The following is a 15,007-nucleotide window of genomic DNA, read 5'->3' on the forward strand; positions in this document are numbered from 1 at the left end:
CTGGTATCCATGGCCACCAATCCCGATGTCGCGATGGAGAAGGCACGCCGACGGTTTCTCATGGTATGGACCGCAGTAGGCGCCATCCTGCTCACAGGTGCAGCGGTCTACCTCATCAACATCCTCAGCGTCCCGATCGGCATCTTGCTCTGGACGCTGGTCATCGTGTTCTGCCTGCGTGGCACGGTGAACAAGCTGGAATCCAAGGGCGTGCCGCGCCCGGCGGGAACGGGCATCGCCTATCTGCTCATGTTCGCCGTGCTGGCGATCGTCAGCTTCCTTATGCTCTCCCCGGCGTTCGGCTTCGGCGAGCAGTTCACCGACCTGGTTCAGAGCATCCCCGGCTACATCAACGACTTCATGGGCTGGGCAAACGGTGTGTATGCTCGCTATTCCGATGTGTTCCAGAACAACACGGTGCAAGCTTATATGAACGAGGCCTTGTCCTCTATGGGCTCGGCGGCATCCGATGTGGCGCGCCAGAGCGCCACGGGCGTGGTCGCCGTCGGCGCCGGCGTGGTGAACACGGGTATAGCGATCGGCTTTGCCCTGGTCATAGCGTTTTGGATTCTCATCGAGCTTCCTGCGCTCGGTCGCGAGACCATGCGGTTGGCGGGTCCTTCCCGTCGCGAGACCATGGATATGCTGCATGTCACGTTCACGCGCGTCATGGGCGGCTATATCAAGGGCACGCTCATCCAGTGCGGCGTCATCGGGGTGGCATGTGGCGTGCTGTTCGCTATCTCGGGCATTCCTAATTACGCCGCGCTCGGCATCATCGCCGGCATTTTGAACATCATCCCCATCGTGGGCCCGTGGCTCGGCGGAGCGCTGGCGGCGCTTGTGGGCGTGTTCGTCAGCCCGTGGATCGCGTTGGTGGCGCTTGTGGGCACCATCATCATCCAGCAAGCGGTGTATACGTTCGTATCCCCGAAGATCATGGCATCATCGGTGGACATCCATCCGGCGCTCACCCTTATCGCCTTGGTTGCGGGAAGCGCGATCGGCGGGGCCATGAGCGGGTTCACCGGCTCGCTTGTGGGCATGCTGGCCTCTATTCCCGCCGTGGCGGTTATGAAGTCCGTTTTCGTGTATTATTTCGAGAAGCAAACCGGGCGCCAGCTGGTTGCCGAGGACGGTGTGTTCTTCCAGGGCACGCCTCGATCCGACGGATCGCTCGACCCCATCGCCGATGCAACGTCCCCTCATCCGGACGCTTCGACGGGCTTCTCCCTTCCGAAGGTGGGCCGCGGCAAAGAGCAACGTCGCGACGGCGATCGGCAATAGGGCGCACGCGCGCCGATTTAAGGCAAGGCATAGTTAGAAAGACAGGCACATGGAGTACATGACTAGCGCGGAAATCCGCGAGAAGTACTTGAAGTTCTTCGAGAGCAAGGGCTGCAAACGCATGCCGTCCTCCTCTCTTATCCCCGATGATCCCTCGCTGCTGCTTACCAGCGCAGGCATGGTGCAGTTCAAGCCCTACTTCCTTCACCAGAAGGAACTCGACTCCGCATATATCGGCACCACCACGGTGCAGAAGTGCGTGCGCACCAACGACATCGACAATATCGGCGATGCTCGCCACCTGTCGTTCTTTGAGATGCTGGGCAACTTCAGCTTCGGCTGCTACTTCAAGCACGAGATGTGCTCATGGGCCTTCGAGTTCTCCACGGAGGTGCTCGGCCTTCCGAAGGACAAGCTGTACTTCACCGTGTTCGAGGACGACGACGAGACCATCGAGATCTGGAAGTCGCTTGGCGTGGCCGAAGACCACATCTCCCGTTTGGGCGAGGACGACAACTTCTGGCGCGCCGGACCTACCGGCCCGTGCGGCCCGTGCTCCGAGATCTACTTCGATCAGGGCCCCGAGGTGGGTTGCGGCAGCCCCGACTGCAAGCCGGGCTGCGATTGCGACCGCTTCCTGGAGTACTGGAACTGCGTGTTCACCCAGTACGACGGCCAGGAGGACGGCACGCTGGCCCCGCTTAAGACCAAGAACATCGATACCGGCATGGGCCTGGAGCGCATGGCCGCCATCATGCAGGGCGTCACGAACAACTACGACACCGACGTGCTTCGCAGCCTGGTCGGCGTGGGCGAGCGTTTGGCCGGCGTCGAGTACGGCAAGGACGAGGCTGCCGACCTGTGCCTGCGCATCATGGCCGACCACAGCCGTTCTGTCACGTTCATGATCGCCGATGGCATCCTGCCCTCCAACGAGGGCCGCGGCTACGTGCTGCGCCGCCTGCTGCGCCGCGCCGTCATGAAGGGCCATATGCTTGGCCTGGACAAGCCGTTCCTCAACGAGTACGTTGACGAGCTGGTCAAGCTCATGGGCAGCGTGTATCCCGAGGTCATCGATAACCGCGAGCTCATCCGCGGCATCATCTTGTCCGAGGAGGAGCGCTTCGGCGCCAACCTGCGCCAGGGCCGTGCGTTCCTGTCCGAGTCCCTTGATAAGCTCGAGGGCACCACGCTTCCCGGCGAGCAGGCGTTCACCCTGCACGATACCTACGGCTTCCCCGTGGACATCACGCGCGAGCTGTGCGAGGAGCGCGGCGTCGTGGTGGACATGGAGGGCTTCGAGCGTTGCATGGAGGCGCAGCGCGATCGCGCTCGTGCGGCCAACGTCAAGGACGCCGAGGCGGCCTGGTCGACGTACGGCGGCATCCACGCCGAGCTGCTCAAGGAGCTTGGTGCCACGAAGTTCGTCGGTTACCAGGAGCTTTCCGCTCAAGCAACGGTCAGCGCGCTTATCGCCGACGGCGAGCGCGTGAGCGAGCTGCAGGCCGGCCAGACCGGCGAAGCGGTTCTGGACGTAACCCCGTTTTATGCTGAGATGGGCGGCGAAGTGGGGGATACGGGCGTCATCGAGGCCGATGGCGTCAAGGTCCAGGTCGTCGACACGAAGGCTCCCGAGAAGGGCCTTGTCTGCCATGTGGTGAAGGTGCTCGAGGGCACCCTTTCCCAGGGTGCTGCCGTCACGGCCTCCGTGGATGCGGACCGCCGTGCGCGCGTCACGCGCAACCATACCGCCACGCATATCTTGCACGCCGCGCTGCGTCAGGTCCTTGGTGAGCATGTCTCCCAGGCCGGCAGCTACGTGGGTCCCGACCGCCTTCGCTTCGACTTCACGCACTTCGCCGCGGTCACGGCGGAGCAGCTGGCGCAGGTCGAGCGCGTTGCCAACGAGTTCATCATGTCCGCAACGCCCACCAACATTTACGAGACCTCGCTTGATGCGGCTCGCGAAAGCGGCGTCACCGCGCTGTTCGGCGAGAAGTACGGCGATCAGGTGCGCGTCGTCGAGTGCGGCGGGTTCTCCCGCGAGCTGTGCGGCGGTTGCCATGTCGCCAACACCGCTGAGATCGGCATCATGAAGATCACGTCCGAAACCAGCGTGGGCGCGAACGTGCGCCGTATCGAGGCCGTCACCAGCTATGGCGCCCTCGATTACATCAACAAGGTCGAGGCAGAGCTGAAGGAAACCGCCGAAGAGCTGCGCGTCCCGCTGTTCGACGTGTCCGAGCGCACCGCCGCCAACGTCAAGCAGCTGCGCGAGTTCCAGAAGAAGGCCAAGCAGACCAAGGGCATCGTGTCCGACGACAACATCACCAAGCTCGTCGACTCCGCCGTGAAGTCCGCTGCCGGCTACCCTGTGGTCATCTCCCGTGTGAAGATCGCCGATGCGGGCGGCCTTCGCAACGGTTGGGACGTCCTGTCCGCCCGTATGGCCGAGCCCGGCGCATGCGTGCTCATCGGCGAGAAGGACGGCAAGGCCGTGCTGATGGCCGCCGGCACGCCCGAGGCCGTCGAGGCCGGCTTCAACGCCGGTGCCGTCATCAAGGCCATCGCGCCTTGCGTGCAGGGCGGTGGCGGCGGCAAGCCGGCCATGGCGCAGGCCGGCGGCAAGAACGCCGCGGGCATCGATGATGCGCTCGAGGCTGCTCGCAAGATGCTGCTGTAGCTTTTGATGCAGCTTTCACGCCCCGCTGCCCTTGGCTGCGGGGCGTTTTTCTTATCCGTTCGTTGCGTAAGGTTAGGTCGACAATGAGGATTCTTGCACTGGATATCGGTCAGACGCGCATCGGCGTCGCCATCAGCGACCCGCGCGAGCGCGTGGCGTCGCCCGTTTGCGTGCTTCCCGCGAACGAGGTGCTTTCCAATGCGAAAAGCTGGAAACGCGTGCTCGAGGACTGGGAGCCGGAGCTTATCTTGTCAGGCCTGCCGTATACGCTTTCGGGCGAGGAGGGGCCTCAGGCCGGCCGTATCCGCGGTGTCGCGGCAAGTATCGGAAAGGCCGCCGGTTTGCCGGTGGAGTTCACCGATGAGCGTCTCAGCTCGCAGGAAGCGAAGCGCAGTTTGCGTGAAAGCGGCATGTCGGAGCGCGATATGCGCGGCAAGATAGATATGATTGCAGCAAGTGTGTTCCTTCAGGCGTGGCTTGATGCCCGCCATGCAGGCGAAAGGTAGTGTAAATGTCCCCTCGTAGGCAAGTGACCTATTCCCGCCGCCCGAACCATGCGGCACGCTCGGCGCACGCGCGCGGCGACCGTATGTTCCGCACGTACGATACCAGCTATATCCAACCCAAACGGTCCAACGTTCCGCATTACGTGTTCCTTGCGGTGCTGGCGCTTCTCGGCATCGGCATCCTGTGGTTCGTCGGCTCCTCGGTTGCCAGCTGCGTGTCGCCGAAGGTCGAGCTTCTGGCGGAAGGCCAGCAGGCCACCATCACCGTCAACGAAGGCGCATCCGCCAACACCATCGGCTCCTCGCTGGTGGATGCTAAGCTGGTGGGGTCTGCCAAGGAGTTCACCGAACGCGTGAAGGACTTGGATGCGGGGTCCGATCTCAAGCCCGGCACGTACACCTTTGCCGGCGGTGCGACGGTCGACGACATCATTTCCGCATTGCGCAACGGTCCGGTTTCCGATGCCGTGCTCACCATTCCCGAAGGGTATCGCCTGACCGAGATCGCGTCGGCGGTTGACAGCGCCACGAATGGGCGCATCAGCGCCGATTCCTTCAAGCAGGCGGCGTCGGATGCCAGCGTGTATGCGGGTGACTACAGCTTCCTGAAGTCTGCGGGCACGAATAGCCTTGAAGGCTTCCTGTTCCCGAAAACCTATGATGTTGCCGCCGATGCTACTGCCGACAGTCTGATTCGCGCCATGCTCACCCAGTTCCAAACCGAAACGGCGGGGCTTGACTGGTCCTACCCCGAATCCCAGGGCCTTTCCGTGTACGATACCGTCAACCTGGCGTCCATCGTGGAAAAGGAATCCAGCGGCGACGAAACGGTTCGCGCCCAGGTGGCGGCCGTGTTCTACAATCGTCTGACCACCAAGGGCGAGCCGAGCAACGGCTATCTGCAAAGCGATGCCACCACCGCCTACGAGGTCGGACACGATCCCACGGCGGACGAGGTGCATGCGAGCAGCCCGTACAGCACCTACACCAACGCCGGGCTTCCGCCCACGCCCATCTGCTCGCCTTCCATCGAGTGCCTGCAGGCTGTGTGCTCGCCTAACCAGGATGCGCTGGGCAAGTACTACTTCTTCTACTTCCAAAACGATAAGTACACCTTCAGCGAAACCTACGACGAGCATCAGGCCGCATTCTCGTAAGGGGATTCATGCCATACTTGCAGCCGGAGCGCTACTTCTCCCGCATATCGCATATCAACATAGAACGGGACCTGCTTTCATGCGGGTTCCGCTATGTATTGCTGGATATCGACAACACCATCCTCTCCCGTGCAACGCATGACGTTCCGCGCGACGTGGGCCTGTGGCTTGCGCAGGCGCGAGACGCCGGCGTGAGCTTCTGCCTGGTGTCGAACAACTGGCACAAAAACGTGCACGAGCTTGCGAATCGCCTGTCCATGCCCATTATCGCCAAGGCCATGAAGCCCTTGCCCGTGGCGCTGTTCGCGGCGTGCTCCTTGTTGGGGGCGAAGCGCAGCGAGACCGTCATGGTCGGCGATCAGCTGTCCACCGACGTGCTTGCCGCGCACAACGCCGGCATGTCGGCCTATCTGTTGGCGCCGCTGGCGGAGCAGGACCTGCGGCATACGAAGTACGTGCGCATGGTGGAGCAGGCCATCTTAGGCGGGGCGGTGCCCGAGGGCGCACCTCAGCCGGCGCAAGCGCATATGGCCGACAAACCTGCTGCCCAAAACGCCCTGGCGCAGCAAAAGTAGCGAATCCGCCCATTTGATGGGCGCTGCGGTCGAATTAACCCCTACAAAAGTAGTCTGCATTGGTATGATGAAATCCCTGCTAACCTGCAGGCCCTTGATCGACCAGGAAGGACTTTCATGACCGAGCAGAGCGAAGGCGAGCGCCTCTATATCCTGGGGCATCCGGTCGCGCATTCGAAATCGCCGGTAATGTACAACGCGTTATACGAAAGGCTGGGTCTGCCTTGGACCTATGCCCTTGCCGATTACGCCGAGCTGGACGATGCCCGCGCCTTTTTGGATGCGCGGGATTTCCTGTCCGTGAACATCACCACTCCCTATAAGCCGCTGGCCTTCCAGGCCGCAACGCGCAAAGCAGCTAGCGCGCAGCTGGCGCAAGGCGCCAACGTGCTCGTCCGCAAGGACGATCAGCTGATCGGTTTCAACACCGATGGCGATGGGTGTGTCAAGTTCCTGGAGCTTGCGGGCGTGACATTCAAGGGCAAGCGCGTGGTGGTGTGCGGAACGGGTCCTACGGCCCTCTCCATCCTTCACGCGTGCGCTATCGCCGGCGCCGACGTGCTGTTGCTGCTCTCGCGCGACAAGGAGCGCGCGCGTAGCGTGCTCGACGCCTATCTCGAGCGTTTCGGCAAGCTGGCCAACGCAACCATCGATTTCCCCGCTATCAAGGAGGGGTATCGCAGCTTTCGTGAAGCTTACACGAAGCCGACGTTCAAATTCGGCAGCTATACCACCTCGACGGGGGCGCTGGGCTCTGCGGACATCGTTATCAACGCCACCCCGGTGGGCATGAAACCCGACGACCCGGCTCCGTTCGATACGGGGCTTTTGCGTCCGGGCCAGGTGGTTATGGACGCGGTGTACGCATCGGGGCGTACGAAGCTGGTGGCCGACGCCCTGCAAGCTGGTTGCAAGGCGGCTTTCAACGGCGGGGGCATGCTGGTGGCGCAAGCGGTTGCTTCGGCGCTCATCGTGTCCGACGTAGCGGAAGTGAAGATACCGTATTCCGAAGCGGAGCTGTTCAACCTTATGGCGGACGCCGCCGGGTTCGATTGCCCGCGCGCGTGATCGAAGCATAGTCATCCGTATCGGCGCGGCGCAAAGCTCAAGCCGCGCACTAGCACGAAAAGAGAACAGCATGCGCTACTACACAGCAGGAGAGAGCCATGGACAGGGCCTGGTCGCCATCGTCGAGGACGTGCCGGCGGGCCTGAAGATATCCGAGGAGCAGATCAACGTTGATCTGGCGCGCCGCCAAGCAGGCTACGGTCGAGGCGGGCGCATGAAGATCGAGCATGACACGGTGCAGGTGATCTCCGGCGTGCGCTTCGGGCGCACCATCGGAAGCCCCGTGGCCATGCTCGTGGCAAATAGGGATTGGGCGAACTGGACCGATCGCATGGCCCCGTTCGGCGAGCCGCCGCTCGATCTGGTTCGGGAGGTGACTCCTCGTCCGGGTCATGCGGACCTGGTGGGCGCGTTGAAAACGAACACCGACGACTGCCGCAACATCCTCGAGCGCTCAAGCGCCCGCACCACTGCGCCGCGCGTTGCAGCGGCGGGCATCGCGCGCGAGTTTCTTGCCGATCTTGGCGTGGAGATCTTCTCCTACGTTACCGGCATCGGAAGCGCCGTCATGCGCGAGGGCGATCCGTTCATGAACGCGGCGCGCTATACGCCGCTTGAGATCGAGACAAGCGAAGTCCGCTGCCCTGATGCGGAGGCCAGCGAGGCCATGAAGCGCGAGATCGACCGGGCCATCAAGAACAAGGACAGCCTGGGAGGAACGTTCCGCGTGATCGTGCGCGGTCTTTTGCCGGGCGTGGGCGGCTATGCCGTGCCCACCGAGCGCCTGACGTCCACCATCGGCGGCGCCCTGTTCAGCATCCCCGCCATCAAGGGCGTGGAGTTCGGCATGGGCTTCGAAGCGGCCCGCAAGCCCGGTTCGCAAGTGCACGACCCCATTTTGCTCGATCGGGCGAAAGTCGAGTTCACGCGCGCGTCCAACAACGCCGGCGGCCTTGAGGGCGGCATGACCACGGGCATGCCCCTGGTGGTCACAGCGGCCATGAAGCCCATTCCCACGCTCATGCAGCCGCTGCAGACCGTGGACCTTGACACGCTCGAGGTGGCCCAGGCCTCCAAGGAGCGAAGCGACGTGTGCGCCGTGCCGGCATGCGCGGTGGTCGCCGAAGGGGAGGTCGCCTTCGCCATAGCCGATGCCTATATGCGCAAGTTCGGCTCCGACAACATGGCCGACATCAAAGCGGCCATCAAAGCCTACAAGCAACGTTTGAACACCGTATCTCGTTAAAGCAGCCAGGAGGACCATCATGGAACAGCAGGAAGTCAAGGGCGATGCCATCACCCCGGAAAGCAACCCGATAGCCTACACGCTGTCGGTCACCACCCCCGACGAGGTCGTCGCCGTCGTCAACAACCCCGAGATCAAGCCCCATGCGCGCCCGACGTACGAGTTGACGCGCAACGTGTTCTTCGTGGGCTTCATGGTCGCGGGCAAAACCTCCACGTCGCGCCGCCTGGCCCGTCAGTGCGGTCTTGCCACCATCGACCTGGACGCCTACATCGAGCGTCGCGAGCGCAGGGCCATCAACCAGATCTTCGCCGAGCAGGGCGAGCAGGCGTTCCGCGATATGGAAACCCAGGTGCTCGACGAGTTCGCCCACAAGGGCCCCATGCTCGTGTCGTGCGGCGGCGGCATCGTGCTGCGCGAGGAGAACCGCGAGATCCTGAAGAACAACGGCTTCGTAGTGTATCTGCAGGTCACGGCCGAGCAGGCCGTCGAGCGCGTCGGCGACGTGTCCACGCGCCCGCTGTTCAAAAACCTCGAGACCGCGCGACAGACCATCGCCGGCCGCCTGCCCATGTACGAGGACGTTGCCAGCGTGTCCATCGACACCGTGGGCAAGTCCATCAACGTCGTGGCTCAGGAAATCCAGGAGATTTTGGAGAAGGAAGGCGTGCTGTGCCTGCGACAAGAGTAGTGGTGAACATCCCCGGCGAAGACGCGTACAACGTGCGCATCGGCGCTGGGGTGCTCGATACGCTGGGGTCGTCCATGCGCGGCGTGCCGGCCGTCGCTGATGCACGGCAAGCGCTTGTCATCACCGACGCCAATGTCGGCCCGCTGTACCTGGCCCGGGCGAAGGCATCGCTCGTTCAAGCGGGGTATCGCGTTTCCGACATCTGCGTTCCCGCAGGCGAAGAGGCGAAATCGCTCACGGTGCTCGGCGAGGTGCTCGAGGCCATGGCCGCTTTGGCGCTTGAGCGCGACTGCGTGGTGGTCGCGCTCGGCGGCGGCTGTGTGGGCGATTTGGCGGGCTTCGCCGCGGCAACCTACATGCGCGGCGTACAGGTGGTGCAGGTTCCCACCACGCTTCTGTCCATGGTGGATTCAAGCGTGGGCGGGAAGACGGGCGTGAACCTATCCGCCGGAAAGAACCTGGTGGGCGCGTTCAAGCAGCCTGCGTTCGTGTGCGCCGACACCGAGGTGTTGGCAACGTTGCCGCCTCGCGAGTGGGCATGCGGTTGCGGCGAGGTGGCGAAAACCGCGCTCATCGACGGCGACGAGTTCTTCTTCTGGCTTTCCGACCAGGCGTCGGCCGTGGTCGACCACCAGCCCGATGCCGTCTCCGAGGCCATCGCCCGCTGCGTGGTGTTCAAGGCCGACGTGGTGGCGCAGGACAAAACGGAAAGCCGCGGCGTGCGCGAGTGCCTGAACTACGGCCATACCCTGGCACACGCCATCGAGAAGCTTTCGGGCTACGGCACGTATAGCCACGGGCATGCGGTCGCCGAGGGCATGCGCTTCGCGGCCCGTATGGGTATGCGGCTCGCCGATATGCCGGCAGAGCTCGCCCAGGCGCAAGGGCAGCTGCTCGACGATCTGGGCTTGCCCGAGCTTGATTGGATCGCTTCCCCGGCGCAGGTGCTCGATGTCATGAAGCGCGATAAGAAGGCGCGTCGCGGGCAGGTGCGTTTCGTGTGCTTGCAGGATGTTGGGAAGTGGCAACTCCAGGATGTGGCCGATGGCGTGATCCTGGAAGAGCTGGAGGCGTATTTCGCGCAGAAGCGGCGGTGACGTTGCGCTAGCATAAGGTTGAGCGTATGGGAAGAAGGTCGCCTTGCGGGTTGGCTTGAAAAGCCGCCGCGGCGACCATCTTCGTTTCAAGCTGCTGTCGAACACGGCGACGGAAAGCAACGAAAGGTATGCAACATGAAGAAGATCCTGCTGATGAACGGGCCTAATCTGAACATGCTCGGCATCCGCGAGCCGGGCGTGTACGGCAACGATACCCTGAAGGATTTGGAGGCGGGCTTCTGCGAATATGCCAGCACGCACGGTTGCGAGGTGGAGTGCTTCCAGTCCAACCATGAAGGCGACCTGGTCGATAAGATCCACGCCACGCACGGCACGTGCGACGGCATCGTGTACAACCCCGGCGCGCATACGCACTATTCCTATGCGCTGCGCGACGCTCTCGGCAGCGTGAGCACGCCGTGCGTCGAGGTGCACATCTCCGATGTCAGCACGCGCGAGGCGTTCCGCCATATCTCGGTGATCGCCCCGGCGTGCGTTGCCCAGGTCAAGGGCCGCGGCTTCGCCGGCTACAACGATGCGCTCGATATCCTGCTCGAAGGCACGAACGAGCGCTTGGGCGAGGGATTCGAGGGGCGCTACGCGCCGGGCCAGGTTATCGTGGCAGGTCGTGATCTCATTGACGAATAGCATGAAAGCCCAGGCCGCAGGGCGTTTGGAGCGGTTGCGCAACGCGGCGGCGGAAAACGGCATCCGCACGTTTTTGGTACGTGACACGGCAAGCATCGAATGGTTGACGGCCTTCGACGACGTGTTCGACGACGAACAGGCGCATGCGCTCCTGGTCACGCCGCATGACGCGGTGCTGCACACCGATTCCCGCTACAGCGGCGCGGCGCGAAAAGCGGCGCAGGGCGAAGGCGTTATCGCCATCGATGACGCGCGTCAGGGTCATGGCGAATGGGTTGCCGACGTGTTCACGGCCCGGCATGCAAACGCTCCCGCCGGCTCGCCGGCGCCCGAGAGCATCGTGCTCGGCATCGAGGACTCCATGACGCTTGCGGCGTTCCGTGCGCTCGAGGTCGCGCTTGCCAAGGCGCCGGCGTCCCCGCAGCTGCGCGAGACTTCCGACTTCGTCCGCTCGCTGCGCGCGGTCAAGGAGCCGTCGGAGGTTTCGCGTATGAAGGCGGCCCAGGCCATCACCGATGCGGCGTTCTCCTATATCGTCACCTACATGAAGCCGGGCATGACCGAACGGCAGGTGCAGATCGAGCTTGAGGACTGGATGCTGCGTCATGGCGCATCCGGCCTGGCGTTCTCATCCATCGTGGCTTGCGGCGCCAACGGCGCAAGCCCGCATGCCATTCCGGGCGAGGCAAGGCTTGAAGCGGGGCAGTGCGTGGTCATGGACTTCGGCGCCCGCGCCCACGGGTATTGTTCGGATATGACCCGCACCGTGTTCGTCGGCCAGCCCGATGCGCGGATGCGCGCTGCCTATGAAACGCTGCGCGAGGCCAATGAGCAGGTGGAGGCCGCGATAAAACCCGGCGTCACCGGCGCGCAGATGCATCAAATGGCCGAGGACGCCCTTGCTGCGGGCGGATTCGCCGGCAAGATGGGCCACGGGCTGGGTCATGGCGTGGGCATCGACATCCATGAGGAGCCCGTGCTGTCGCCTCGCAACAAGGAGCCGCTCGTCCCCGGCAACGTGGTCACGGTGGAACCGGGCATATATCTGGAGGGCGATTTCGGCATGCGTTTAGAGGATTTCGGCGTGGTTACCGAAACGGGATTCCAGATTTTCACGCAATCTACGCATGACATGGTTATAATTTAAGGGTTGAACTAAAGGGGCGGCCTTGGTCGCCTGAACGGTTGAAAGGATCTACCAGTGGCTATCTCTACCGCCGATTTCAAGAACGGAATGTGCATCGTCAACAACGGCAAGATGTGCACCATCGTCGAGTTCCAGCATGTCAAGCCCGGCAAGGGCGGCGCCTTCGTCCGCACGAAGCTTCGCGACATCAAGACCGGCCGTGTGGTCGACTACACGTTCAACGCCGGCACGAAGTTCGACACCGTGCGTCTGGAAACCCGTAAGATGCAGTATCTGTACAACGACGGTTCCGATTTCTACTTCATGGATCCCAACACCTTCGACCAGATGAGCATGCCCGCGGAGACCGTCGGCGACACCGCCAAGTGGCTCAAGGAGAACGACGAGGCCAGCCTGCTGTACGCCGGCGAGGAGCTCATCAGCATCGAGCCGCAGATGTTCGTCGAGCTGGAGTGCACGCACACTGAGCCCGGCTTCAAGGGCGACACCGCCACCAACACCACCAAGCCGGCAACCTTCGAGACCGGCGTCGAGCTGCAGGTGCCCACGTTCGTCGAGATCGGCGACGTGCTGCAGATCGACACCCGCGACGGCCGCGTCATCAAGCGCGTCTAGTTCGCATCGCCTTGGCGGTCGACGACCGCGCTTTCTCATCGAGCGGCTTTTGCTGCGCGGTTGAAGCATGGCAAAAGACGTCTGCGGAAGCCGGTATCTGCCCATGTTTGGCGAGCCGAAGCATACATCAAGGTTCGTCAAGTGCGACGATATCTCCGAATGCGCCCGTTCAGGGCGCATTCGCTGTATTCGGGGCAGTTCCTTCGAGTGTGCGCGGGTCTCCGCCGTATGTGCGGATCATCGAGACTGCAGGGCTTGCGAAGCGCGCCGCCTGGGCGGCGTTTCTGTTTCTTGCCCGTGAATTCGCCGTGTGCGCACGGTATCGGCGCCGGCATCTTCTATAATCCTGGTTTCGATCAATACGGTCTGTATCACTTGAAAACGAAGGGGGTGCGAGTTCATGTCAAGGCTTCAGATCATGGATACCACTATCCGTGACGGCCAGCAAAGCCTGTGGGCCACGCGCATGAGCATCGGCGACATGCTGCCGATCCTGCCGAAGATGGATCGCGTCGGCTACTGGGCCATCGAGGCATGGGGCGGCGCGACGTTCGACTCGTGCATGCGCTTTTTGGATGAGAATCCGTGGGACCGCCTGCGTTCCATCAACGCGGCAACGCCGAACACGCCGTTGTCCATGCTCACCCGAGGTCAGAACCTGGTCGGCTATAAGCATTATTCCCGCGAGATCGTGAACCGCTTCATCAAGGCGTCCAAGCGCAACGGCGTGCACGTGTTCCGCGTGTTCGACGCGCTCAACGATATCCGCAACGTGGTGGATACCGCCGAGGCCGTCAACGAATGCGGCGGCCACTTCGAGGGCGCCATCTCCTACACCGTCTCCCCGGTGCATACGCTTGACAGCTATCTTGAATATGCGCAGCAGCTCAAGGAGCTCGGCGCCGACTCCATCTGCGTGAAGGACATGGCCGGCCTTATGACGCCGTACCGTGCCGAGCGCATCGTGAAGGCCCTCAACGCCGAGATCGGCCTGCCCGTGCACCTGCACTGCCACTATGTCGGCGGTATGGCCCCGGCCAACTACCTCAAGGCGGCCGAGGCGGGCGTGTCCATCGTCGACACCGCATCCGCTCCGCTGGCCTTCGGCAACTCCCAGCCCGCCGTCGAGATGATCGTGGCGGCGCTGCAGGAAAGCCGTTACGACACCGGCCTTGATCTGGACCTGCTCTTCGAGATCGCCGAATACTGGGAGGAAGTGCGCAAGCGCAGCCACTATAAGCGCGGCGTGTCCTCGCTCATCCATATGCAGGTGTACTCGCATCAGGTGCCCGGCGGCATGATGTCCAACCTCATGAGCCAGCTCGAGGTGCAGAACGCATCCGATCGCCTGCCCGAGGTCATGAAGGAGATCCCGCGCGTGCGCGCAGAGGTCGGCTATCCGCCGCTCGTCACGCCCATGTCGCAGATCGTGGGCACGCAGGCCGTGTTCAACGTGCTCACCGGCAAGCGCTGGGGCGTCGTGTCCAAGGAGATGAAGGATTACATCTGCGGCTACTACGGCAAGGCCCCGGGACGCATCGACCCCGAGATCATGAAGAAGGTCGCGGGCAACTCCCAGGTGCTGCCCGACGATGTGGCTCCGTCGAGCCTGGTCACCACCACCTATGACGAGGTCGTCGAAGAGATCGGCGATCTGGCCCAAAGCGAAGAGGACGTGCTTATGTACGCCCTGTTCCCCAACGAGGCGCGCACCTTCCTGAGCAAGCACCGCGCATCCGAGAAAGTCGACTTCCTCATGCAGGAGGAGTCCAGCAATACCAAGGAGGACGATTACGTGGATATCAATCAGATTCGCGAATTGGTTCGCGTTGCCGAGGAAAGCGGCGTAGGCGAGATCGTGGTCGAGGACGGCGGTCAGCGCATCGCCGTGCGCATGCCCGGCGCCATGCCGGCAGCCGCGCCGGTTGCAGCCGCTCCGGCGGTCGCCGCCGCACCTGCAGCTCCCGCAGCCGCGCCTGCTGCTCCGGCCGCCGCTGCTGCCGAGCCCGAGCGTCCTGCCAACTGGTACGCCGTGAAGGCCCCCATGGTCGGCACGTTCTACGCCGCTCCCGCACCGGGCGAGCCCGCGTTCGTGAAGGTGGGCGACGAGGTTGCCGCCAACCAGACCCTGTGCATCGTCGAGGCCATGAAGCTCATGAACGAGATCACCGCCGAGGAGATGGGCACCGTCCGCGAGGTGTGCGTCAAGGACGCCGACCCCGTCGAGTTCGGCACCGTGCTGTTCTACATCGAGCCCCATTCCGTCCAGCCCGTTTCGGAGCAGTAA

Annotated in this window: 13 protein-coding genes; all 13 read left to right on the top strand. The window is 63.1% G+C overall.

The features are described from left to right. Positions 1 to 9 precede the first annotated feature (9 nt). The 13 genes from RDW26_RS03510 (at position 10) to accB (ending at position 15,007) form a co-directional block, all read left to right on the top strand. Positions 10 to 1,287 carry an AI-2E family transporter gene (locus RDW26_RS03510; protein ID WP_307982545.1) on the top strand — a complete coding sequence of 426 codons (1,278 nt, stop codon included), beginning with the start codon at positions 10 to 12 and terminating at the stop codon, positions 1,285 to 1,287. Between the two features lie 49 nt (positions 1,288 to 1,336). Next, positions 1,337 to 3,970 (top strand): alanine--tRNA ligase, encoded by a 2,634-nt coding sequence (gene alaS / locus RDW26_RS03515; protein ID WP_307982546.1) that lies wholly within the window; start codon positions 1,337 to 1,339, stop codon positions 3,968 to 3,970. Between the two features lie 83 nt (positions 3,971 to 4,053). Next, positions 4,054 to 4,476 (top strand): Holliday junction resolvase RuvX, encoded by a 423-nt coding sequence (ruvX, locus tag RDW26_RS03520; RefSeq protein ID WP_114620522.1) that lies wholly within the window; start codon positions 4,054 to 4,056, stop codon positions 4,474 to 4,476. A gap of 5 nt (positions 4,477 to 4,481) precedes the next feature. Continuing rightward, a complete protein-coding gene (gene mltG, locus RDW26_RS03525; RefSeq protein ID WP_307982547.1) occupies positions 4,482 to 5,633 on the top strand; it encodes an endolytic transglycosylase MltG in 1,152 nt (383 codons plus the stop codon). An 8-nt stretch (positions 5,634 to 5,641) separates the two neighbouring features. After that, positions 5,642 to 6,208, top strand: a complete 567-nt coding sequence (locus RDW26_RS03530; protein ID WP_307982548.1) for an HAD hydrolase-like protein — start codon at positions 5,642 to 5,644, stop codon at positions 6,206 to 6,208. Between the two features lie 117 nt (positions 6,209 to 6,325). Further along, positions 6,326 to 7,276: a hypothetical protein gene (locus RDW26_RS03535; RefSeq protein ID WP_307982549.1), complete on the top strand. Its 951-nt coding sequence runs from the start codon at positions 6,326 to 6,328 to the stop codon at positions 7,274 to 7,276. 70 nt (positions 7,277 to 7,346) lie between these two features. Then, complete coding sequence (gene aroC, locus RDW26_RS03540) at positions 7,347 to 8,522, top strand: chorismate synthase (RefSeq protein ID WP_307982550.1); 1,176 nt, start codon at positions 7,347 to 7,349, stop codon at positions 8,520 to 8,522. A gap of 19 nt (positions 8,523 to 8,541) precedes the next feature. Further along, positions 8,542 to 9,213, top strand: coding sequence for a shikimate kinase (locus RDW26_RS03545; protein WP_307982551.1), 672 nt, complete (start codon positions 8,542 to 8,544; stop codon positions 9,211 to 9,213). Beyond that, entirely contained in the window at positions 9,195 to 10,310 is a 1,116-nt protein-coding gene (gene aroB, locus RDW26_RS03550; protein WP_307982552.1) for a 3-dehydroquinate synthase, read from the top strand. Before RDW26_RS03545 ends, aroB begins: the two co-directional genes overlap by 19 nt. A gap of 135 nt (positions 10,311 to 10,445) precedes the next feature. Continuing rightward, the gene (gene aroQ / locus RDW26_RS03555) at positions 10,446 to 10,958 is read left to right on the top strand and encodes a type II 3-dehydroquinate dehydratase (RefSeq protein WP_307982553.1); all 513 of its coding nucleotides are present in this window, start codon (positions 10,446 to 10,448) and stop codon (positions 10,956 to 10,958) included. Position 10,959: 1 nt separating this feature from the next. Further along, entirely contained in the window at positions 10,960 to 12,105 is a 1,146-nt protein-coding gene (locus RDW26_RS03560; RefSeq protein WP_307982554.1) for a Xaa-Pro peptidase family protein, read from the top strand. 54 nt (positions 12,106 to 12,159) lie between these two features. Beyond that, positions 12,160 to 12,720 carry an elongation factor P gene (gene efp / locus RDW26_RS03565; protein ID WP_114620514.1) on the top strand — a complete coding sequence of 187 codons (561 nt, stop codon included), beginning with the start codon at positions 12,160 to 12,162 and terminating at the stop codon, positions 12,718 to 12,720. A 400-nt stretch (positions 12,721 to 13,120) separates the two neighbouring features. Then, positions 13,121 to 15,007: an acetyl-CoA carboxylase biotin carboxyl carrier protein gene (gene accB, locus RDW26_RS03570; RefSeq protein WP_307982555.1), complete on the top strand. Its 1,887-nt coding sequence runs from the start codon at positions 13,121 to 13,123 to the stop codon at positions 15,005 to 15,007.

This window comes from uncultured Senegalimassilia sp., assembly GCF_902464545.1.
In the GTDB taxonomy this organism is placed as follows: domain Bacteria; phylum Actinomycetota; class Coriobacteriia; order Coriobacteriales; family Eggerthellaceae; genus Senegalimassilia.

Coding starts and splice junctions, on each gene's coding strand:
- RDW26_RS03510 (WP_307982545.1), top strand. CDS start 10: ATGGCCACCAATCCCGATGTCGCGATGGAGAAGGCACGCCGACGGTTT.
- alaS (WP_307982546.1), top strand. CDS start 1,337: ATGGAGTACATGACTAGCGCGGAAATCCGCGAGAAGTACTTGAAGTTC.
- ruvX (WP_114620522.1), top strand. CDS start 4,054: ATGAGGATTCTTGCACTGGATATCGGTCAGACGCGCATCGGCGTCGCC.
- mltG (WP_307982547.1), top strand. CDS start 4,482: ATGTCCCCTCGTAGGCAAGTGACCTATTCCCGCCGCCCGAACCATGCG.
- RDW26_RS03530 (WP_307982548.1), top strand. CDS start 5,642: ATGCCATACTTGCAGCCGGAGCGCTACTTCTCCCGCATATCGCATATC.
- RDW26_RS03535 (WP_307982549.1), top strand. CDS start 6,326: ATGACCGAGCAGAGCGAAGGCGAGCGCCTCTATATCCTGGGGCATCCG.
- aroC (WP_307982550.1), top strand. CDS start 7,347: ATGCGCTACTACACAGCAGGAGAGAGCCATGGACAGGGCCTGGTCGCC.
- RDW26_RS03545 (WP_307982551.1), top strand. CDS start 8,542: ATGGAACAGCAGGAAGTCAAGGGCGATGCCATCACCCCGGAAAGCAAC.
- aroQ (WP_307982553.1), top strand. CDS start 10,446: ATGAAGAAGATCCTGCTGATGAACGGGCCTAATCTGAACATGCTCGGC.
- RDW26_RS03560 (WP_307982554.1), top strand. CDS start 10,960: ATGAAAGCCCAGGCCGCAGGGCGTTTGGAGCGGTTGCGCAACGCGGCG.
- accB (WP_307982555.1), top strand. CDS start 13,121: ATGTCAAGGCTTCAGATCATGGATACCACTATCCGTGACGGCCAGCAA.